Source organism: Tunturiibacter empetritectus (assembly GCF_013410875.1).
Taxonomy (GTDB): Bacteria; Acidobacteriota; Terriglobia; order Terriglobales; family Acidobacteriaceae; genus Edaphobacter; species Edaphobacter empetritectus.
Genome location: NZ_JACCCU010000001.1, coordinates 2,272,293 through 2,294,276 on the forward strand (window position 1 = coordinate 2,272,293; position 21,984 = coordinate 2,294,276).

The 21,984-nt window shown below is 57.1% G+C and carries 12 protein-coding genes; 8 read left to right on the forward strand and 4 right to left on the reverse strand.

Features of this window, described 5'->3' with window-relative positions; all coding sequences use genetic code 11:
- Positions 1-32: 32 nt before the first annotated feature.
- From HDF08_RS09710 to HDF08_RS09720, 3 genes are all read right to left on the reverse strand, one after another.
- The gene (locus HDF08_RS09710) at positions 33-1,127 is read right to left on the reverse strand and encodes a Gfo/Idh/MocA family protein (protein WP_179638247.1); all 1,095 of its coding nucleotides are present in this window, start codon (positions 1,125-1,127) and stop codon (positions 33-35) included.
- On the reverse strand, positions 1,124-3,838 hold the full coding sequence (locus HDF08_RS09715; protein ID WP_179638248.1) for a hypothetical protein: 2,715 nt from the start codon (positions 3,836-3,838) through the stop codon (positions 1,124-1,126). The genes HDF08_RS09710 and HDF08_RS09715 overlap by 4 nt, the downstream gene beginning before the upstream one ends.
- Positions 3,839-4,072: 234 nt before the next feature.
- Positions 4,073-7,417, reverse strand: coding sequence for a TonB-dependent receptor (locus HDF08_RS09720; RefSeq protein ID WP_179638249.1), 3,345 nt, complete (start codon positions 7,415-7,417; stop codon positions 4,073-4,075).
- A 156-nt stretch (positions 7,418-7,573) separates the two neighbouring features.
- Between HDF08_RS09720 and HDF08_RS09725 the strand changes: the two genes are divergently transcribed.
- The 8 genes from HDF08_RS09725 (at position 7,574) to HDF08_RS09760 (ending at position 19,970) form a co-directional block, all read left to right on the forward strand.
- Positions 7,574-8,410, forward strand: coding sequence for an IclR family transcriptional regulator (locus HDF08_RS09725; RefSeq protein WP_179638250.1), 837 nt, complete (start codon positions 7,574-7,576; stop codon positions 8,408-8,410).
- A gap of 8 nt (positions 8,411-8,418) precedes the next feature.
- The gene (locus HDF08_RS09730; RefSeq protein WP_179638251.1) at positions 8,419-10,227 is read left to right on the forward strand and encodes a glycoside hydrolase family 9 protein; all 1,809 of its coding nucleotides are present in this window, start codon (positions 8,419-8,421) and stop codon (positions 10,225-10,227) included.
- A 190-nt stretch (positions 10,228-10,417) separates the two neighbouring features.
- A complete protein-coding gene (locus HDF08_RS09735) occupies positions 10,418-11,407 on the forward strand; it encodes an NAD-dependent epimerase/dehydratase family protein (protein WP_257030942.1) in 990 nt (329 codons plus the stop codon).
- Positions 11,407-12,459: a dihydrodipicolinate synthase family protein gene (locus tag HDF08_RS09740; RefSeq protein ID WP_179638253.1), complete on the forward strand. Its 1,053-nt coding sequence runs from the start codon at positions 11,407-11,409 to the stop codon at positions 12,457-12,459. The genes HDF08_RS09735 and HDF08_RS09740 overlap by 1 nt, the downstream gene beginning before the upstream one ends.
- An 88-nt stretch (positions 12,460-12,547) precedes the next feature.
- Positions 12,548-13,495 (forward strand): carbon-nitrogen hydrolase family protein, encoded by a 948-nt coding sequence (locus tag HDF08_RS09745; protein WP_179638254.1) that lies wholly within the window; start codon positions 12,548-12,550, stop codon positions 13,493-13,495.
- Between the two features lie 19 nt (positions 13,496-13,514).
- Positions 13,515-14,699 carry a Gfo/Idh/MocA family oxidoreductase gene (locus HDF08_RS09750; RefSeq protein ID WP_179638255.1) on the forward strand — a complete coding sequence of 395 codons (1,185 nt, stop codon included), beginning with the start codon at positions 13,515-13,517 and terminating at the stop codon, positions 14,697-14,699.
- 101 nt (positions 14,700-14,800) lie between these two features.
- Positions 14,801-17,134: a GH92 family glycosyl hydrolase gene (locus HDF08_RS09755; protein ID WP_218884542.1), complete on the forward strand. Its 2,334-nt coding sequence runs from the start codon at positions 14,801-14,803 to the stop codon at positions 17,132-17,134.
- 49 nt (positions 17,135-17,183) lie between these two features.
- Positions 17,184-19,970 (forward strand): GH36-type glycosyl hydrolase domain-containing protein, encoded by a 2,787-nt coding sequence (locus HDF08_RS09760; protein ID WP_179638257.1) that lies wholly within the window; start codon positions 17,184-17,186, stop codon positions 19,968-19,970.
- A gap of 342 nt (positions 19,971-20,312) precedes the next feature.
- Here the strand turns inward: HDF08_RS09760 and HDF08_RS09765 are convergent, their stop codons facing one another.
- On the reverse strand, positions 20,313-21,821 hold the full coding sequence (locus tag HDF08_RS09765) for a S41 family peptidase (RefSeq protein ID WP_179638258.1): 1,509 nt from the start codon (positions 21,819-21,821) through the stop codon (positions 20,313-20,315).
- Between the last annotated feature and the right edge of the window lie 163 nt (positions 21,822-21,984).

The window sequence follows — 21,984 nt, forward strand, 5'->3', positions numbered from 1 at the left end:
GCCGCGACCGCATGTCGCTCGAGTTTAATTTTTTATTTGAGTTCATCCAAGCGGACGGGACGCTTTTCAGCAGCCGATAGCTCAGCGGCAAAACAGAGTTTTGTTGTTTCCAGCGCATCGCGCGGGTTGATGCTGGGACGCTCTCCCTCGGCAACGCGACGCACGATGTCGAGAGCCTGGTCATGGGTGTTGTGAAAGTAGGCGAAGTCATGCTCCGGATCCCAGGTCTCGTTCTGGATCCATTTGCTGGTTTGACCATAGTCGTCTTCGCCGAACTCCCAGCGCTTAATCGTTCGCTGAAAAACATCCGTCTCGGCAGCGCCCTTTTCCCCATAGATCATGTAGCGCAGCACATGGCCGTCGCCAGCCTGTTGCGAGACTGCATTTTGCAGCGGGTCCCCTTTGAAGCTGGCAGCGGGCCCCATCATGAAGGTGAGGTGACTGATGGCGCCGTTCTTGAAGCGGTAACTGCAGTGATAGTTGTCGTGGACTTCATAGTACGGAATCACGTTAGGCGCGCACGTCGCGTACACTTCCTCCACCTCGTCGCCGATCCACCAACGCACGAGATCGACATAGTGACTGAGCTTCTCCCCAAACATGCCGCCGCTGGTTTTGGAGGCAACCCTCCAGACATCGTGACGTCCCCAGGCACTTGAGCAGTAGGTGCACTGCGTATTGAGCACACGGCCAAGGAGGCCGCGAGTGATCCAGTCCTTCACCGTGGTGTAGAGATGTGAGTAGCGCAACTCGAAGCCGATCTGAAGAAACCCGTTCGTGCGTTCGGCTGCTTCCACCATGGCTTGCGCGTCCGGAATGGTGGTCGCCATGGGCTTCTCGCACATCACGGCCATCCCTGCCTCGAGTGCCGCCACGGTTAGTTCTCGGTGCGCATTGTTGGAGGCGGTGACAAAGACCAGTTTGATCGCCGGATCCCGCAGTACGTCGTCAAGTGTTGGAGCAGACTTCACGCCAAACGTGGTTTTCAACTCTTTCATGCGCTCAGCGTTTCGATCAAACGCCGTGATGGCACTGACTCTTGGGCTGTTTTGAAGCGTACGTAAAATGTTCTGTCCCATTTGCCCACAGCCGAGAATGGCCACCTCGATTGCTTTTTCCGCACTCATATTCCCACCTCCGTGCTCGTATTGTTAGCGGCCGCTTGCTTAAAGGACGCGCGGTGCGTATTCAGCGTCTTCCAACCTTCTTCCCCAATATGCGTCCAGTGAGAGAGATGGAAACCAAGTGTATTTTCGGGATCAAGTGTCCCCTGCGCGTAGAGAGTGCCCGTGCCATCGTCTGCGTCGTAGGTCGCGTCGACGGGCAGGTTGAAGGAAAGCTCACTTCTACCGTGGCGTAGCCGGAGGAGACCGAGCGCCATAATTTTTCGTGCTTCCTCATCCCACAGCAGGCACTCGCAGTCGCACTCGAGGCCAAGCGCCGCAATATTGGGATTGCCGAACCGGAGGTGACCGCCTTGCGGCAGGTGGACAACACCGTCAACATACTCGATCTCTCCAGAACGCGGACTGAGCGCTAGTAGAAACCGACCCTGCACCTCGGGTTCAGCAACTTCGAGGCGCCAGCGACGATAGCGTGGAAAGCGTCCTTCGCTGATGTCTTCCTGACCCGTGTTGTTCAGTCCGTAGATGTATCCCGGGACCCAGCGGGGTTCATCCACAACGACACGGGCGGAGTCGGGACTCTCCAGAATCTGTACGAAGATCTCTCCTCGTTCGGCATCATCGAACCCCTTGCAGCCACCCTTAATTCCTGCGATCAGGTTTGCCTGGCCGCCGGTGAGGCGATACTGCTGGCCGCCAAATTCGGTCACCGATCCAGAGCAATGAAGATGCGTGGCGAATCGTATTGGGCGCTCGCCTTTGAAGGCATCCGAGACAACAATCGCCCCTGTCTTTCGATCCAGCACAAACACTCTGTCGGCGTGTTGGACGTGGAGCCTCGGATCGAGCGCATCGGTGATGACGATGTGCGCGTAGATGAAGCGGTCGCTGATGAGACAGCGACGAATGACGCCACCGCACTCCGGCGGAACGGCGCCGTTCAGGTACTGACCGTTGGTGAGCGCGCCACCGTCTTCAAGGCACATCGTGTTGGTCAACGCGCTATTGAGACCATAGAGCCCCATATTGATGTTGCAGATTACAGGTGTTCCGTCGACAGTGATCTCCAGCGCTCCCATCGACGGCGCGAACTCGCGGTTCTGCGGCATCAGGTGGAAGACAGCCTTGCGCCCCGCCTTGGGGCCGCCACTCACCGACACCGCTATCGTGTGTTCTCCGCGAACCGAAGCAATGAGATCGCCAGCATCTTTTGCAAACAGCGGCCGATCCGGGAAGGAAGCGATGGGGCCGGTAGACTGCGGAGCATAGAGTACGTCGAATATGCCCGGCACCACGTTGCCAGTGGCGCGTTTTTCTCTTTCGACAAACGCGCGGTAGATCGAATCGATTCCTTGCGTGGGGTGGAAACGGCTGAGGAACGCAGTGAGAAACCGATGCTCGCGGGTCCTCAGTCCACGCTGGAGTTCCTGGCTGTTCGGCACCTCGAAGCTGGCCAGAAGCGCCTCGCCGAGGTGATCGAGGAAAGGACTTGTGTCCAGCTCTTCCCTCTTTCCGGCGAAGGTATGCGCCGCGGCGAGGTAGAGCACGAGGTGGAAGGGAAAGTATGTTGCCCAGGCCGCCTTGCCGCTGTCAGGAAAAAGCGTAAGGCTTTCGCAGAAGAGACCGTGGAAGAGCGGCAACGCGCGACGTGCGATCGCAAGCTCCGCGAAGAATGCCATGCACGCGATGGCTGTGCCGTTCCATGCGCCGAGCGAGTGCGGATCGATGGCTGGACAGCCCATGTAGCCGCGTTGCAGCAGGGTGAAGTCGTACATCTTGCCGATGTACTCCTCTGCCTTTGCAAGTATGGCGTGACGTTCGGAATCGTTGAGCAGGGGTTGCAGATAGTCCCAACCCAGCGCGGTGAGGTAGAGCCGGAGGCTGATGCCGCGATCGTTATCGCCGCCCATCAGCAGTGGATCGGGGCGGCCGCTCCAAGTCGGAGCATGCGCAAGCTTAAGTATCCGATCTTTGGCGCGCGCGCCGATTGCCGCATGACCTGTGAGCGCGTAGAAGAGGCAGGCTAGCTCAAGTGTTCCCTGGCTGTTGTCCGTGAGGAAGACAAGCTCTTCCATGGACAGCTGATTCCTTAACTCTTCAAATTCAGCGATATTTTGCCAGCGTTCGCGGAGCTGCTCAAGGTCATCGGCATGCAAGAAGATGCTTGGATGACTTGTCGCGGATGGTTCTAGAGGGACTGGGTGTCGATCATCTTCGCGCAGTTCGAAGTACGCGAGCTTCCCCCAATCCATGCGCGTGCGGTCACGTTCGATCAGCTCAAGGACGAGTTCGTTGACGCCATCCTGCGCTTCGAAGCCGAAGTCTGCCGTGAGACGACCCTCGGCGATCTGCTGCGGGCCAGGCATCGAGAACCATAGGCCACCCTTGAGCCTGCCATTGACGTAGGTGCGAACCATCGGGACGGCCATCACGTTGTGAAGATGATCAAGATCCCACGGTCCTACGGGCACTCGCTTGCCATCGGGAACCTGAACCATATCGATCATCGCGGTGGCCATGTCGAAGGAGCCGGGTAGAGTGGAGAGGACGCCGCGATAGAGGCCAGCTGTAAGAGAGAGGTGCAAGGTAAGGCGATGTTTGTTCGCCTGGATGTCGGTCACGCGACCGGTCAGATCGATCAGCTGGACATTATCATCGCCGCTGAACTGAGAGGCGATCGGTTTGAAGTAAGCGATGAGATCGCTGTTTATCATCTTCTCCGTCCGGCGCTCCAGTGGCCCGGAAAACAGACGCCATGGATATTGGATGAGGCTGTCGAACGCATCGGCTAAGGCTACTTGCGAGTAAGCGAAGCCGCTGGAAATCTACCCCACGAAAAGCCGTGGGATTCAAAAGAGAGACGCGGCGGACCTCGGTTTGTGCTGCCGCCCGATAGCCAGACGCCGCGTGATTACAACTGATTATTTCAGCCGGCGTATAAGACCGGGTTAGAAGTTATATTTCAGGGCGAATTGAATGTTCCGTGCTCCCTCTGACGTCTTGATCTGACCTATTGTGCCGCCATCCGGGTTCGCAATGTCGATGCCTCCGTTGTTCGGCGCGTCGAGGATCACGTGGTTGAAAGCATTGATGAACTCGGTGCGGAACTCGATATTCTGATGGTCAGTGATAGAAAATGTCTTGGCAATGCTTGCGTCGATGTTCTGCTCGCCTGGGCCATAGACCGAACTCACACTGCAGTTGCCGAAGTAACCATCTTTAGGCTCCTGGTAGGAAGCGGGATCAAACCACCGATACCCATAGAACCCGTTTCCGATGGTCTGTTTATGCAGTACATGCGGGGACGCTATGCAATCCGGCCGGTTTTGAAAGGAGTTGGTGCCAGAGTGGTCGCTATTAGAGCTAAGCGTTAGCGGGAAACCGCCGCGGAAGGTCGGTATCACGTTCACTTTCCAACCACCCACCACAGCATCGGCGGCTCTGTTCATATTGGTGCCGAATTGCCTTCCGCGGCCAAAGGGCAGGTCGTAGATCACATAGCCTGTGAAGACCCCCTTAACGTTGTAGTAGCAAGCTCCGTTCTCGCCCGAGGGATTGTAGGTGTTCTGCCACCAAGCGCTTGGCGCTTGAGATTGCCCGCCTTCTCCCCAGAATCCCTGTGAATTGGTCATGCAGCGAGACCACGTGTAGCTGAGCAGATATGACAGGCCGTGGTTCAGCCGTCCTTGCATCTGTGTCTGTAAGGCGTTGTAGTTTTGATGTGCCGCCGCGAAAGTGCCGAAGATATATGCCAATTGATTAATGACAGGCCGGTTTTGTGCGAAGAATGGTGATGGGCTGACCACACCCGGCGAGTCCCACACAAGCTGCGTGAGCAGCTCCGCGTTGGTCAGGTGTGTAGTCGATTGCCCAACATATCCCACTTGAACGATAGCCGACGGTGATAATTCGTGCTGCACGAAGAGACTCCACTGATTCGAGTGTGCCGGCTGTACGTGCTTATCCCACGAGTAGATAATGGCGCCTTTGTAACAATTTGGGGCTGCGCTCTCCAAACCGGCAATCGTACATCCAGCAGGAACCGCGATCGGGGTAAAGCCCTGGTCCAGCGTTGTCGTCGGGTAGCCGAGGGCGCTGTAATTGGCACTGGCCGCAATCGGCTGCGGTGGGTTACCCGGCAGTCGCAGCCCCAGACCCGTGCCTTCCATGAAAGACGACAATCCGTAAGACGCACGAACCGTGGTCTTTGGCATCAACTGGTAAGCCACGCCGACGCGAGGCTGATAATTCCCGTAGCCGTTATACGAGTTGTAGAGTGCGCGGCTATTGCCGTTCTGACCGGGCAACTCAAAGGTACCTGTCTGCGGGTCCCAGTTGACCTCTTTGTCGTTGGCTTCGACAAAAGGTGTGTGCGTCTCGTAACGGAAACCGAGATTGAACGTCAACCGATCCGTCACCTTCCAGTCGTCTTGAACGAAGCCGGCAAAGACGTTGTTACGTTGTCCCCACTCCGCGCCCAAGTTACCAACACCAACATTGGTGGGCAAGCCGAGCAGGAAGTCTGTTTCGGGGCTACCCGAGTATGTGGTGTTGAAGCCAAAGCTTCCGGCCTGTCCATTACTACCATTGAATAAACCATTGGTACGAATCCGCCATCCCTGGAAGCCGAAGCGCATGCTGTGCTTCCCGCGCACCCAGTTCACTACGTCCGAATATTGAACCGAGGTGTCGTAGTTATCGGTGACGCTTTCCTTGGTGCCAAAGTTACTCACATAGCCCCCACTAAAACTCATAGCGGGAAGGAAGCTTGTCGTCAAACCAGGAATCTTGAACAAGCTGGTCGCGTCTCCTGAAAAGTTTGATGTGGTTTGGTTCTGTCCAACCCTGACGTAGTTCACGCCCAGACGCGCATCGTTCAGCAGGTTTGGAGATATTGTCCGCGTGTAGCCGGTGACGAAGTTCCACGTCGAGACCAGGTTGTATGGGTTGTAGTCGAGGGCAAATGAGTTTACGGTCGGGTTCGTCAAATCGGAGTACGAGAAGCGACCCATGAAGTGGTCCTTGACGCTTGCGGCGTAATCGATACGGCCATCCCCCTGGTCACTGTCTGTCTTGACGGCAGTCGTGTTGTGCGCATTCGCCTGAAGCAAGCCGTTGATCGGCGTTGGGTAATACTGCGAATTGACAATAGCCAGCGCTGTCTGGCTGAGGCGAGGTTGCGGAATGACGTTGTCGGCGAAAGGTAATCCGGTTTGCGGATCGACGATCGTCTTGCCTGCCGCCACCAGTTCAGAGACGTCGCCAGTACGCTCCTTTGCAGTAAATACAGTGATGGTGGACGTTGTCCTGGGAAAGTCAAACCGCTCACCCTGGTAGTCGGCAAAGAAGAAGAGCTTGTCTTTCAAGATTGGGCCGCCGATTGTGCCCCCAAACTCGTTCCAGCGCAGCTTCTGCCGGGGAATGATGCTACCCGGGATTAGCTTATTCATCCACTGGTTCGCGTTGAGCACATCGTTGCGGAAAAACTCGAAGGCGGAGCCGTGGAAGGAGTTTGTGCCTTCCTTGATCGAGGCGCTGATCACACCGCCCATGTAGTTGCCAAAGTCGGCAGGAGCATTCTGCGTCAGGACGCGGAACTCCTGAATTGCGTCAGGCTGCGGGGAGTATGCAACGTAATTACTTCCTGCATCGTTGTTATCCATGCCGTCGAGCAGGTAGCTGTTCGCATCGAAGCGGTTTCCGTTGATCTCCGGACGAGCGACCTGTCCAGCATTTTGGCCACTCTGAAATCCTGTCGGCTGAACAGTCACAGCACCTGGTGTCAAAAGCGTGAGCTGCAGATAGTTGCGGCTGGCCAGCGGCAAGCTGACGTTGGTGCGCGCGTCGATGACCGTGCCGACATCGGTCGTGTCGGTCTGCAAGAGTGGCGCCTCACTCGTTACCTGCACCGTCTCGTTGGCTGCACCCAAGACGAGTTTGATGTTCACCGACGCTACTTGATTGAGCTGCAGTTCAATCGGCGACTCCATTGCCGTCCTGAAGCCGGGAGAGATTACGCGGACCTCGTAGCGCCCGACTGGAAGCCGTGTAATGGTGTAAAAACCGGATCCGTTGGTACGGGTCGGCCAAATCGTGCCCCGGTCCAGATCCTGAGCCTTGATGTCGGCATTCGCCACAATCCGACCAGTGGGATCAGTGACAATGCCAGTGATGGTCGCGGTCACTTCCTGCGCAAGCGCAGAAAACCCGGAACAACAGACTGCCAGGATAAAAACGATCAACGCCCGAACGCCTGAGTGCCTCTTCACCAAACGCGAATGCGAAGTGTTCATGGTTTTCTAGACCTCCCTATCGATGATTGCGAAACCGGGGCCTACTTACTCGAAATGCAGTATTGTTCCGCATTACGAAACAAATGTTTGTAATGCGGATCAACTTAATCGAACTTGCGTTGCGCTGTCAAGCCCTATCGTGAGAGTGTTGCTTATATGAAGAAGGCATCTACGGCCATGAGCTCCACGCTGCGTTGCCTCAAAGTTTTGGAATTGCTAGCCGAGGAACCGTTTGAACTGTCGTTCACCGACCTGGCTGCGAAACTTGAAATTCCAAAAGCCTCCGCGCATCGACTCTGCACTACTCTCATCGAAGCAAATCTCATCGTCCAGGAGCCAGTGACCCGGCGATATATGCTCAGCAGCCATGCGCTATGGGTTGGCTCCGGATATCTCCGTCATTCCCCTATCTACCGGGCCGCGTTTTTTCCCATGCAGGACCTCGCTCGCCAAGTGCCGGGCACGGTGCAACTTGGCGTGCTGGACCAGGACTACGTGCTGTTCATCCATTCCGTCGGGTACTCCGGTGCGCCTCATGCCTTCGCGGATGTGGGCCTGCGCCGGCCGCTCAATGCCACTGCTTCCGGAAAGATATTTCTGGCGGGCATGTCGCAGGAAGACGTCGAGCGCATCATGGCGAAGAGCGCGGAAAAATACACCAGCAGCACCATCACCTCGATCGTAAAGATGAAACAGGAGATTACGCAGGTAAGGAAGATTCGCTACGCGCGCAACGTGGAGGAGCTTTTGCCAGGCTACTGGGTGCTCGCCGCAGGAGTGGGTGGACAGGAAAACAGTCCGGCTGCCGCTATCAGCCTCACGCTTCCGCTGGATGAATTTTCTCCGGAAAGTGAGGTAGCGATCTCAGCCCTGGTCAAGGAAGCTGCGCGTAAAGCGTCGCTACAGCTTGGCCACGCGGGAGCTGGACAGAGCATAGGACATAGCCGTAGACCGCCGCCGCCGATAACAAGATCGGCCTTCAATCATGCATAGTAGTGAGAATGCAACTCAGTTTAAGTCATCTCGGCTACCTGCCCAACGGCCCAAAGACTCTCACGCTGCTTGCAGAAGGCGCCGAGGATCTCCCTGATACGCTGCCTTTTTTTCTTCGCCAGAACTGTCTTCGTCTGCCTAGCAAGACTCCGCAACCTGCAGGCTTTTCCGAGCGCTTCCCTGCACCTTATGACCTGATGAAGGGACACCTCGGGCCAGTTCCCTCCAGTGCTGTGTTCTACAAAGGTGAACTGCGTCGCACAAACACTCGCTGGGGGAGGTTCTGGCAGGCAGATTTCAGCAACTTCACCACGCCAGGCAGCTACCAGATTGAAACTGATAGTCAGATCTCTCCACCGTTTGCTATTCGCGAGCGCTTGTACGATCGCATCATCCTTGGCTATCTCGCGTTCCTGAAGGCACAGCGATGCGGCTGCGCCGTCTTTGGCGTACATGCCGCATGTCATCTCGATGACGGCATTCTGGATGTTGATGGATCACCGCATGATGCGGCCGGCGGCTGGCACGATGCAGGAGATTTCCGCAAATGGCTTGCTTTCACGCTGCCGCACATCGAAGCTCTCTTGAGCATCCGCGAACACTGCGAAGAAGATCTTCAGGAGGAGGGCTATGCCTCGGACGCGCTGCTGGAGGAGCTACGCTGGGGCAATCGTTTCTTTCATCGCATGATCGCAGCTTCTGGACAGGTCTACGAGGATGTAGCAGGGGGACGCGCTCCTGCAGGAAGCAAGCTCAGTTACGAACACGATTGGTGGTTTGAGAATCATCCGGGCTGCTTTGGCGATGCCAGCGATAACCGATGGACCGACAACATCGCACTCTCGGGCGATGAGCGCACGGTCCGCACGACCTACAACCCGCTTGTGCAATGGAGCTTCGTGCAGATGCAGGCGCGGGCGGCGCTGCATCTTTCAGCTAACGAAGCACGCGAGTGCGCCGCCATGGCAAAGCGCGCCGCCAACTACGGCACACGGCGCGGACACGATGGACGCACCTTGTTCCTCGCAGCCGAGTTGCGTGCTCGGCTGGAGATGCGGATTCTTCCCGAAGCTGATGATGATGCTGGCCCACTACTCGCGGTTGCGCAGCGGCTGCTCGACCGTCAGGTGCGGCACAAGGACGGACTTGCCGGCTTCTTCCTCGAAGAGGAAACAGCCAAAGATGCTTTCCGGTCGATCGCCTTCGCCGCCGAGCCGGTCTTCGCACTGCTGCGGCTCTGGGAGCTGCGTTCAAGATTTGATTCTGACGCGCTCGCCAAGCAGGCACGTACAGCTGTGATTGACTACGTGGAACGCTATCTGCTTGCCGACAGCACCAGCAATCCGTTTTCGCTGACTCCGTACGGCGTCTACCCTAATCCTCCACATCCCAAACGTCAGCTCTTTCGCAATGCCGGAGCGGGTTATGGGGTCCGCACGTTCATGCACCCATTCAACGCGCAGGGCATCGTGCACGGAACCAGTTCCGTGTTAATGGCGCACGCTCACCTGCTGGCGCGCGGCGCCGCGCTGCTCGACCGACCACAATGGCGTCCTGCCGCTGAACGACTGCTGCACTGGTGCCTCGGACACAACACGTGCAACCGTTCACTCTTCACGGGAATTGGCTATCGTCAACCTGTAGGATATTCGTTCCGCATACCCCAATTGCCGGAAGCCATGTTCGTCGGCTTCGTCGGACGGCCGGATGATACACCCTACCTGGAAGAATCAACGGCCATCGAGTGGAATACGCTTGAATACTGGAGCGTGCCCTATCAACAAGCGGCGCAGGCAGCGGTGTGGCTGCGCGGTTGACGCTCCGGAGTGCTTGACAGGCGGACAGCCGCCTAATACTCTTTATCCGTTATTCAAACACGGTGTTCGCATTTCGAAACTATCAACCACATCTCAACAAACGCAGAGGTGAGAGAATTCCGTCCCAAAACCTCATGTGGAGTATCCCCTGTCGATGATATCGCCTAGGTCGGAGCAAGAACTCGATCGATTGCTGACACAGCCGAACGCCGCGGACATCGCGTTTGCGCAACGGCTTGAGGGAGACACGATCGTCTTGGGGGCTGGCGGAAAGATGGGTCCCACTCTCGCCAAGCGTCTCCACTTGGCCCTGCGTGAAGCAGGCCGCAACGCGCGTGTCCTGGCTGCCTCACGCTTCGAGTCTGCCAGCGCCGTCGCGGAACTTCGCGATGCGGGCGTCGAGACCGTTAGCTGCGACTTTCTTGACAGCGCTAAAGTTCAAGCACTTCCGCGCGTGCCGAATGTGCTGTTTCTGGCTGGCCGAAAGTTCGGCTCCGCTGGTGATCCGGATCTTACATGGGCCATGAACACCATCGTTCCTGCCCACGTGGCCGAGCAATACCGCGATTCGCGCATCGTCGCATTCTCTACCGGAAACGTTTATCCATTCGTCACGCCGGAGCAAGGCGGCTGCGTGGAAACCGATGCACCGGCACCGCGAGGGGAATACGCTCAGTCGTGTCTTGGCCGCGAGCGTGTCTTCGAGTATTACTCCAAACATTATCAAACGCCTTATCTCCTCTTCCGGCTTAATTATGCAATCGATCTGCGATACGGCGTGCTGGTCGATATAGCGCAGCAGGTCTACGCTGGGAGACCGGTGAATCTCTCTGTGCCCGCGGTGAATGTGCTTTGGCAGGGCGATGCGAACTCCTACGCAATGCGTTCGCTGGAGCTTTGTACATCCCCGGCACGCAGTCTCAACGTGACCGGACCTGAAACGATCCAGGTTCGTCGAGCGGCGGAGTTCTTCGCAAAGCGCTTCGATCGCGAGGCGATCTTCAACGGCGAGTCGTCGGGGACCGCGCTGCTCAACAACGCAAGCGCCTGTCATGCAGCACTTGGATATCCCGAAGTGACAGCGGATCAGCTCATGGAGGCGGTCGCTACGTGGGTGGAGTCCGGGGGCACGACTTTGAATAAAGCAACCAAGTTTCAAGTTACGGATGGAAAGTTCTGATGTCGGATAGCACCCACGAATTTCGCTCTCTCCTGCAGCAGGGTCTAGTGATCCCCGCACACCCCTTGGCGCTGACAGAGGATCTGCGTCTCGATGAGCGACGCCAGAGGGCGCTGACTCGTTATTACTGCGATGCAGGCAGCGGTGGCGTAGCCGTTGGGGTTCACACGACGCAGTTTGGGATTCGAGACAGCAATGTCGGACTCTTCGAACCGGTGCTCGAACTTGCAATGGAGGAAGTGCGCGCCTTTGAACATCGCACCGCTAAACGGCTCGCCAAGATTGGCGGGATCTGTGGCGACACGCGCCAGGCATGCGCCGAAGCTGCCACGATCCGCAAACTTGGTTACGATGGCGGCCTGCTGAGCTTAGCCGCTCTCGCCGATGCCTCCAATGCGGAACTGATTGAGCATTGCCGCGCTGTCGGCGACAATGCGCCAATCATCGGCTTCTACTTACAGCCGGCTGTTGGCGGCCGTCCGCTGAATGCTGCGTTCTGGGAAAAATTTGTAGAGATCGAATCCGTCGTCGCCATCAAGGTGGCCTCCTTCGACCGGTATCAAACGATGGAGGTTTTGCGCACCGTCGCACATAGCGGCCGTGGCGACGAGATCGCCCTCTACACAGGGAACGATGACAACATTGTTGCCGACCTCCTTACCGAATTTCGCTTTGGCGATCGCACGGCCCACTTCGTCGGAGGCTTGCTGGGCCAATGGGCCGTCTGGACAAGCCGAGCCGTCGAACTGCTGCAGACTGTTCAGGAAGTGAAGCGCAACCGCGCGCGGCTCGACACTGTGCTGGCACGAGGTGCCGAGATCACCGACGCTAACGCCGCCATCTTCGATGCCCGACATGAGTTCCGCGGCTGCATCCCTGGCATTCATGAAGTTTTGCGCAGACAGGGGCTCCTCGGCAACCGCGTTTGTCTTGATCCCCACGAGTCGCTCTCGCCAGGGCAGTTGGAGGAGATCGATCGAGTCTATGCAGCGTATCCTTTGTTGAATGACGACCAATTCGTCGCAGAGCATCTGGACCGTTGGTTGTCCTAGCGATTCGGGATCATCTCGCAGATCCTGTCGTGAATAACTTCCAATCGCACGGCGAGCGCGATTGCAACCCGCGGGCCGAGCAGGTGCCATGAACGAGAAGACGATTGCGACAATCGCGCTCAGGGACCAGGGCTTCGCGGATTTGCAGGCAGTGCTTCGCGAGGCGGCCCACTGGGTTGAAGCCGCATCCTTACAGGGGGCGGACCTGGCCGTGCTGCCTGAGACGGTCAACCTGCTGCATCGATCTGCACACGACGCTCCTCTTGAACATTTCGCTCTCGAGGACTGGCGAAGTGAGACAGTCATGCTCCGCGAAGCTGCGGCCAAGCATCGGATATCGCTTGTGCTTCCACTGCTGGTGCGCGATGGGACAAGTCTTACCAACCGATTTTATTTGCTTTCACGTGACGGATCTGAGCTCGGTTTCTATCAAAAGCAGGTTCCCGCCACGGGTGAGCGCCTGGCCGGCGTTCAACCCGCGCGCAACACGCCGCTTCGTTGGGAGGGTCTTACGTTGGGCGGAGGCATCTGCATTGATGTCTACTTCCCCCACAGCGTCTTCGATCCGCAAATGGAGGCTGGAGCGGATCTCTTTGTCATCCCGAGCATGACACCTGCCGGAGCGTTCCTGGATTTTTGTGCAGTTCTGTATGGTGTTCCGTTCGTGCTTGCCTATTCGCCCTGGAGTCGCATCCTCGATCGTGATGGCAAGGAACTAGCGGCGGGCGGCTTTCGGTCGGAGACGTTGCGTGCCGGTTTGGGCGCGCCGATGCAGCAGGCATGCATCAACTTCAATGCTGTAAGCCTCTTCGCGGACTTCAATGGGGAAAAAATCCAGGCTCTGCAGCGGCATTACGGCCCCAAGGTCCACGTTCGTTTCGATCAGTCCAACTGCCTTTTCTTTGTGGAGTCGCGCTCGGTCGACCTTTCCATCGGCGAAATTATGCGGGAGTTTGGTCTTATCTCGCGCCGAGACTACTTCGCTCAGCTCGACCCTGAAACCACTACACGCTCTTTTGCCAAAAATATTCTCTGAAAGAATACGCACACTCATCGTGAAACGGCTCGCTGAAAATCGACCTCTAAACATTGCCGTCATCGGTTGCGGCTCAGTCGCTCGCGCGCAACATATCCCCAACATTGTTCAATCTCCAAGAATGGTTTTACATACCTGCGTCGATCTCGATGACGCCACCCTTGCAGAATGCCGAGACGTATTTGGCGCGCTGCATATCCGCAAAGACTTCGAAGGAGCTCTCAACGATCCTGAGGTTGACATGATCTGCCTCGCGACCACGGAGAAGCTTCGGCTACCCGTGATCGCTCTCGCCGCGAAGGCCGGCAAGGCTGTCTACGTCGAGAAGCCGCTGGCGACAACCCTCGAAGAGATGCGCGAGATTCAGCGCGTGGTGACCAGTGCGGGCATACCGTTTTGCGTAGGCCACAATCGCCGCGCCAGTCCCGCAATGCTCGATGCGCAACAAATTTTTCGCCAGCACATGACCCATCCGCAACCATGCCCCTGGCGCTGGCGGCGCGAAGGCGACCATCTTCCAGCTCTTCCCGACGACGGGGTTCCATCCGTTTCCGTACGCATCAACGACGACTGGTACAGCTGGAAGGGTTGGGTCTTCGACAAGTCCCAAGCACCTCACGGCCCCATGCTCTTCGAGATGACGCACTTCACCGACGTCTGTAATTGGTTCCTTGCGGAAGAGCCCGTGGAGGTAACCGCTGTCGCAACGGGAATCCTCAACCTGGCCGTCATCGTCCGCTATCAAAGTGGCGCGCTGGCAACGATCGTACTCGGGAACAACGGCACCATGGGCTATTGCAAAGAGCTGTATGAGTTCCTGGGGAATGGCGCATATCTCGCCGTCGATCACATGCTGGAAGTGCGCACGGTTGGAATCGGAGGCGCGGCAGCAAGAACAACCTACCCCATGGTGCACGATCGTCATCCGCAGATCGGTGTAAAGGGAGGCGTCCCGGGTTGGCTTGCCAAGAAGCGTGCCGCATGCGAAGAGGCAGCCGCGCATAACGATCCTGTCCTTCAGTTCACGGCTGAACCCGACAAGGGACATGCCCACGCGCTGGAGCGGTTCGTCGATCAGATACTGGGCATTGGCCCCGAAGTCTGCGGCGTCGACGCGGCCGTGCTAGCGACTCGTGTTGCGTTTGCTGCTATCCAGTCGGCACGCGAAAGGAGACCTGTTGCGCTTGCAGAAGTTGGGTTGTGAAGGCGCATTCAACGACACTGCCTTTTCGTGCCGAAGCGGCCTCTTTCGATGTCGGAACCGAATTGAGCAACTTTAGCTTTTTACACAGCAGAAAGGCCTGAATGCGAAGAACGACGAAAATTTGGTCGCACACGGCCGGGGCGCTTCTTATCTTCCTGACACTGTGGTTGGACACATCGTGTGCGCAAGACGCGTCTTCGACCGCGCAACCTGTGGCCAGCGTCCATCCGCTGATCGGCACTGGCGGCGATCCGGAGAACGGCGCAAATCTCTACCCCGGAGCCGTCAGACCCTTCGGCATGGTTCAGCTCAGCCCAGATACAGAAGATCACGGCTATGGCTATCACACCGTTCAAAGTTGGATTAAAGGCTTCAGCATGACCCACATGAGCGGGGTCGGCTGCGCGAACCAGGGCGACGTATTCTTTACCGCGACCACCGGCCCTATCGCCACGCAGGTCGCAGACTATCAAACACCTTACTCGCACAACTCAGAAAGCGCGTCCCCCGGCTACTACCAGGTCCAGCTTCTGCAATGGGGCATCCGCGCCGAGCTCAGCGCTACGGAACGAACCGGCATCGCGCGATTCACCTTCCCTGCCCATCAGGTCTCCAATATCTTGGTGCCCATCAGCCATACGCTGAACCACACGGCTGCAGCATCCGTCCGCGTCGTCGGCGACCGCCGCATTGAAGGCTTTGTCGAGAACCACCTCTTCTGCAACAGGACACCGACCTACAAGGTGTACTTCGTTATGGTCTTCGACAGGCCATTCACTTCGTTCGGCACCTGGTTCGGCAAGTGGGTCGACGACCAGGATCGCGGTGGCACTGTCGCCCCCGGCACACGTTCAGCCGAGCAGACCAGCCACGAGCAATCAACTGGCGCCTACGCGAATTGGGCGACGGAAGATCATGAGCAGGCAGTTACGGCCAAGATTGGCATCTCGTATGTCGATGTCGCAGGCGCGGACAAGAATCTACAGTCCGAAGCTGCCGGCAGCGACTTCACCAGCATCCACCAAGCCGCTACGAGTGAATGGAACAAAGAGCTAAGCAACATTGAAGTCTCGGACGGCTCCGCAAAAAATCACACGGTCTTCTATACCGCGCTCTATCACAGCCTCCTCATGCCCTCGCTCTTCGACGACGCAGATGGCCGCTATCTCGGCTTCGATGGAAAGATCCATACCATTCCCCCCGGTCACCATGTCTACACAAATTTTTCCGGTTGGGACATCTACCGCAGTGAGGTTCCTCTGCTTGCCATAGTCGAGCCGCAGCGCCTGCAAGACATGGCGCAGTCTGTCGTCTTGATGTACCAGCAAGGTGGCTGGATCGATCGCTGGCCGCAGATCAATCTCTACACAGAAGATATGGTTGGCAGCCCGCTCTCCATCGCACTCGCAACGGCGTACCTTGACGGACTTCACAGCTTTGACATCCATACCGCCTGGGAAGCCATGCAGAAGGATGCCACCGAGGCTCCTCCGCCCGGCCATCCCTACGTCGGAGAAGAAGGCATCGACTGGATCAACAAGCTCCAATATCTTCCTGCCGACAAGGTGACGTACGGCTCGGTTGCGATGACCCAAGAATACTCGCTCGCCTACGCGTCCCTATCCCGTCTCGCGGTCGCGCTCGGAAAAACCACTGACGCTCAGCGCCTGTACGACCGCGCGCTCAACTATCGCAACCTCTTCGATCTCGAAGACAAGTTCTTCCGCCCACGCAATGCCGATGGTACCTGGGTGCAAGGATTCAATCCTGCGCAAGATAGTCATGGATTCGTCGAAGGCACCGGCTGGCACTATCGCTCGTTCGCTCCTGCCGACCTCGGCTGGTTGGTGAAGGCCTTCGGACAAGAACGATTCAACGCAGCGATGACGGAATTCTTCAACTATCCCTCGCCCGGATGGTATGGGCAGTACTACAACCCCTACAACGAAACCGACATTCAGGCGCCGTTCGTCTTCAACTTTTCCGGCCAGCCGTGGAAGTCACAACAGGTGGTTCGACGAGTCCTGAAGGAAAACTACACGGACGCTCCTGACGGCGTCCCCGGCAACGACGATTGCGGAGCCATGTCGTCATGGGCTGTCCTCAGTATGTTGGGCATCTACAGCGTGGACCCGTCAAGCCTCGCCTATGAGCTGGTTAGCCCGGTCTTTTCGAAAGCCGTCGTGCATCTGCATTCACCCTATCCGGGAAAGGCCTTCACCATCACAACCAGTGAACATCCTGACACCACGCCATACATTCAGAATGTCACACTGAATGGTCGCGAACACTCCCAAAACTGGATCGCCTTTCACAACATCACAGACGGCGGCACGTTGCACTTCGACCTTGGCGCTGTTCCCAATCGGCACTGGGGTGCGGCTCCTGAAGACGCACCTCCCTCGCTCAGCGACGCGCCGCCCGTAACCCGGTAGCGCATCAGGCCTCGAAAATCCCGCACGCCGCAGAGAAAGGATCTCCCGGATGAAACGCCGAACCTTCCTTGAGTTAGCTAGCCTGGGCCTGGCCAACACGCTCACTCCGCGAACTCTCGTGACGCAGGCAGCACCACACACTCGGCCGATCAGGCAGGATCAGCAGCAGACCGCAACTGAGGCCTATGGCTCGGGACACTTCGGCCGTTGGCAAACCGATGCCCACGGTCTCCCCGCCTACCGATATACCTGCAATCAACTCACTGACCCGCTCGCCGTATTGCCTGTCGATAAGGTTTGGCGCTCACCCACCGATCATATGCATCAGGTAGGCAACGACCGTCTCGTTGCCATCGCTTCCAACTACGGCCATGTGCAGGTTCGTCAGGATGAAGGCAGTCCAAAGTTCCTCAACGACTTCTGCCCGGAGGAAGATCGCTATGGAGCTGGAATCGGCTTCCTGGCAGACGATAATGGCTTCGTTCTCAGCACGTACTACACTGGCGCCGCCACAACCTTCGATCGCGTCTTCGGCATGGGCTACCTGCAGAAGCGCGTCGCGGCACACGCGTACGTTGTCGATCAGATCATCTTCGCTCCCTATGGCGATGACCCAGTCCTCATCTCTCAAGTCACCATCACAAACCAATCCGCCCAAACGGTCAGGCCTCGCTGGGTGGAGTATTGGGGTTGCCAAAACTACCAGTTCTCCTGGCGCTCGCTCATGGAGTCCGGCGTTCTCCCAGCGGCTCCAACAGCGGTCAAACGTCGTCGCGACTTTGCTGCTCGCTTCTCTCATCGCTTCCGCAAGCTACTCGGCAGCAAAGGGCTTCTTGAAACGCAGACCTTCCTCGGACGCACCCCCGAAGAGCAGCTTGCTTGGCAACAGACGCAGGAATCTCTCCGTGCGAAACCGACAGGGTTCTTCGGCGGCTCGACCGCTCCTCTAGCTGCCGGCACCGCAATGGAAGATCTCGCGCCGCCGCCCACCTTCCTGGTTTCACTCGATGCGCCAGCCGACAACTTTGCGACCAGCGGCAAACGATTCTTCGACGGCAGCATCGAGCATCCGCCTGGAATGACGGCATCCCTCGACAACGACCTGAGCGTGCAGGGACCTGAAAGCGCATTCTTGCTGGAGCGAAAACTCGTCTTGAAACCCGGCGAGAGCCGCACCCTAAGCTTCCTCTACGGCTATCTTCCTGAAGGCTTCTCCGCAGATGAACTCATCGCTAGGTACAGCGTTGAACCAGCATCACATTGGCCGCGATCCTGCGCTAAGTGGAAGTCGATTGCTCCCATCTTTCGCACGCCGGCTCACCCGTGGGTAGAACGCGAAGCTATGTGGAGCAGCTACTACCTGCGCAGCGGTCTGACCTACGACAGCTTCTTCCGTGAACACATTCTTTCTCAGGGGGCGAGCTACCAATATCTCGCCGGCCTGCAGGGCGCGGCTCGCGATCCGCTTCAGCACGTGCTGCCCTTCATCTTTACCGATCCTCATCTTGTCCGGTCGGTTCTCCGTTACACCCTCAAAGAGATCCAGTCCGACGGCTCCATCCCATACGCGATCGTCGGTCATGGTATCCCGATGCCATGCGTCTACCAGCCCAGCGACCTGCAGCTGTGGGTGCTCTGGGTGGCCAGCGAGTACGTGCTCGCAACTCGCGACCGGGAATTTCTCCAGGAGCGTATTCCGCTGTACCCACGCCACGATACGAGACCCGACGACCCCACGGTCCTCGACCTCCTGTCCCGTTGCTTTACGTACTTTACTTCCACAATTGGCGTCGGACGACATGGTTTACAACGCCTCTTCAACGGCGATTGGAATGACAGCATCGTGTACACCCATCTCACGCCAGAACAGAGGGAAGAAGTGGTTCCAATCGGCGAGAGCGTTCTAAACTCCGCGATGGCGGCCTACGTCCTCGACTACTATGCGGAGATGCTCGACGGCCTCGGCCACCACGAACCGGCCACCCTGGCCCGCGCAAAAGCAAAAGCTCAACGCGAAGCCGTAAGCGCCCAGTGGCATGACAGATGGTACCGCCGCGCGTGGCTCGATGAAAACCTCGGTTGGATGGGCGAAAAGCAAATGTGGCTGGAACCCCAGCCATGGGCTATGATCGGCGGCTGTGTGCCTAAAGAGAAGATCACAGCCCTGGTGACGACAATCGATGACTTGGTGCGCAAGCCTTCACCGATCGGCGCAATGTTGCTGAGTCAACCCGACCCGACCATGAAAGATGAGCCAGGTACCGGCACCAACGGAGGCATCTTCTACGCGATCAACGGGACCCTCATCTGGGCTCTCGCATTGGAAAACGGCGAGATGGCTTGGGACGAGTGGAAGAAGAACACCCTCGCTCGCCACGCCGAGATCTACCCGGACAAGTGGTTCGGCATCTGGAGCGGCCCCGATGCTTATCACTCAGTGCAATCCACGCAACCCGGCGGTACAGGAGTGGACTTTCCTGTCCTCAACATGCACGCACACGCGTGGCCTCTTTACGCATCCGTTAAGCTTCTTGGTGCCAAGTTTCGCCGGGACGGCATTCACTTCAAGCCAGATCTTCCTCTCGACGACTACGAGTTCAACACTCCCCTCCTGGGATTTAAAAAGACGTCCGCAGGATACTCCGGCTGGTATGCACCAATGACCGCCGGATACTGGCGCATCGAAATCACTTTGCCAGAGAAGATATTCCATCGCCTCAAGAACCTCACCGTAAACGGCAAGCAGGAAGCACTGCATTCGGACGATGGGTGGACCAGCTTTGGAGGCAGCAGTTCACCAAATGCACCGCTGCGATGGGATATTACCTTCGGCTAGCTGTAGTTAGTCAGTAGCAGGCACTTCCCTGCCGTCTCCACCGTTGAAGGTCCGACATTATTGATCATTATTGATCTGTCAAATAGCCACAGCCCACCCTAGCGCGCCACAAATCCACGTCCTCAATCATTCAACATGCAAAACCCGAAAATCATTGCCTGATTGTTGCCATTTTAACATCTCGCAGATAAACAAGCCTCGTGATATCTTTCACGACTTTTTTGCACTTAACGCCGCCGATGGGAGCGAAGATACGGGTTCAGGGAGAAACCAGCAGGGTCTCTCCCCACACGGTCAATTGCCATGTACTTCCAAAGCAGAAACGTTTGAAAGGGCAGACTTCTATTTTAGAATTGCAGACATGGCAGCTGCCAATCCTACATCGTGTCCAATGGCGATGTCCGACGCCGTTGCCTTAACCAGGATGTCCGGAGTCACCCCGGCGTCCGGCACTGGACCGGGAGGAAATGTGCCAATGAGCGGCAGGTCCATCTCTATGCTTGAATGCGCAAGCCGCAGAAAGAAGAAAGCACCGCCATTGATTCCTCGCTGGCTTCCGCCGGTTGGCTGACCGATGAGCGTGCCAAGATGGTGACTCTGGATATTCTGTGCGAACTGAAAAGTCGCGGAGCTATTGCTTGCGTCGATTAAGACGAAGACTTTTCCATGGAAGCGCTTGCTTGCCGGCTTGATAATGTCTCCGTTGGCATCGTCGTCGTAACGAGCGAGCTTCAGGTACGCCACGCCTGTCGGTGCAGTCGGCCATGCTTCGGGTAGATCAACTGCGGAATTTCCCCAATCACGAAAACTTTTGTCCCAGGTGTCTAGATAGGGAACGAGCTCGTCGGGAACCTTGCGATAGCGGACGAGGCGGCGCATGGACGAGAGAGTAATAGGCTGATCGATGAGATGCGGGATGATCTCGTTACCGACATCGTCTCCCCCTTCGTTTCCGCGAAGGTCAAGTATGAGCGCGGAAGCGTTGCGGGTGGCAGCATCATCCAAATGCTCGTTCAGCCACTGTTTCCAATTCCACTTGCTGTCATAAAGTGCCCACGTTGGCATCTTGAGGTATCCGCTTCCATCCGACAGGTATTTCCAGAAGAACAACGCTCCGTCGCCGCCTTTGCGTTGTTCTTCGCGCCGCTTTATGGGGGCAATCCGTTCTTCGAAGGTCAACGGAGTAACGGAAATCTGCTCGACCTTTTGACTCATCGGTTTCCGTATGAGCAAGGTGTCGTTGGCCATCTTTTGCGGGAAGAACATCGGGTAGTACAGGTCGAATGTCTCGTAGCTGCTGTCGCCGTTTACGGCAAGCTGCGCGACACGTTTGCTATCGTTGGCTCCATCGGCACGTGCGACGCTAAGGAGCCGCATAAGAATCACCGACGCGGCAACACCGTTGATCCGGGTTACCTCGGTGCCGGGAGGAAGAAGGTGGTCCGTCGTGAAGTCTCGCATGACGATCATATGTCCATCAAGCCAATCGAAGTAGAACGGGAGCCGCGTTGGGCTCTTGAAGAGAGTCTCAATCAACGACTTCGGCTGATTGAATGGATTCGCTTGGGTGTGACCACAACGGATTTTCGCGGCAAATTCCGAAAAGGCGAGGAAGGCGTCCTGCAAACTCTGGTCGTGATCCAACTGGCGACTGAGTGTTGCGAAATCCTTATCCATCTCCGCCTTGCTGTTGTAGCGGTAGAGGCCCGGATGCAGTTGCTCATACGCGCTGCGCAGGACGGCAACATCTTCCTGCAGACCGCCGGTTTTCAATACTGGAGAGGAGTCAACCTGCCCATAGCAGGTCGTAGCAATAACGAACGCCAGCGAAAGTCTGAAGAAAGATTTCATGTAGTAAGCGGATTACGGTAAGGATAAATCTGTTTATGTTCGATCGTTCAACAGTGTGCCCACTTTTCAGCGTGATCCAACATCCTTAGCATCATTGATGCATTCGGGCGAACGGAGGGATAGAAAGCCGAAGCGGTGTATTTTCTATCCTATTGCCACAATT

Excerpts from the sequence above, each read along its gene's own strand:
- HDF08_RS09720 (WP_179638249.1), bottom strand. The coding sequence starts at position 7,417 with ATGAACACTTCGCATTCGCGTTTGGTGAAGAGGCACTCAGGCGTTCGG.
- HDF08_RS09755 (WP_218884542.1), top strand. The coding sequence starts at position 14,801 with ATGCGAAGAACGACGAAAATTTGGTCGCACACGGCCGGGGCGCTTCTT.
- HDF08_RS09730 (WP_179638251.1), top strand. The coding sequence starts at position 8,419 with ATGCAACTCAGTTTAAGTCATCTCGGCTACCTGCCCAACGGCCCAAAG.
- HDF08_RS09740 (WP_179638253.1), top strand. The coding sequence starts at position 11,407 with ATGTCGGATAGCACCCACGAATTTCGCTCTCTCCTGCAGCAGGGTCTA.
- HDF08_RS09745 (WP_179638254.1), top strand. The coding sequence starts at position 12,548 with ATGAACGAGAAGACGATTGCGACAATCGCGCTCAGGGACCAGGGCTTC.
- HDF08_RS09765 (WP_179638258.1), bottom strand. The coding sequence starts at position 21,821 with ATGAAATCTTTCTTCAGACTTTCGCTGGCGTTCGTTATTGCTACGACC.
- HDF08_RS09725 (WP_179638250.1), top strand. The coding sequence starts at position 7,574 with ATGAAGAAGGCATCTACGGCCATGAGCTCCACGCTGCGTTGCCTCAAA.
- HDF08_RS09760 (WP_179638257.1), top strand. The coding sequence starts at position 17,184 with ATGAAACGCCGAACCTTCCTTGAGTTAGCTAGCCTGGGCCTGGCCAAC.
- HDF08_RS09710 (WP_179638247.1), bottom strand. The coding sequence starts at position 1,127 with ATGAGTGCGGAAAAAGCAATCGAGGTGGCCATTCTCGGCTGTGGGCAA.
- HDF08_RS09715 (WP_179638248.1), bottom strand. The coding sequence starts at position 3,838 with ATGATAAACAGCGATCTCATCGCTTACTTCAAACCGATCGCCTCTCAG.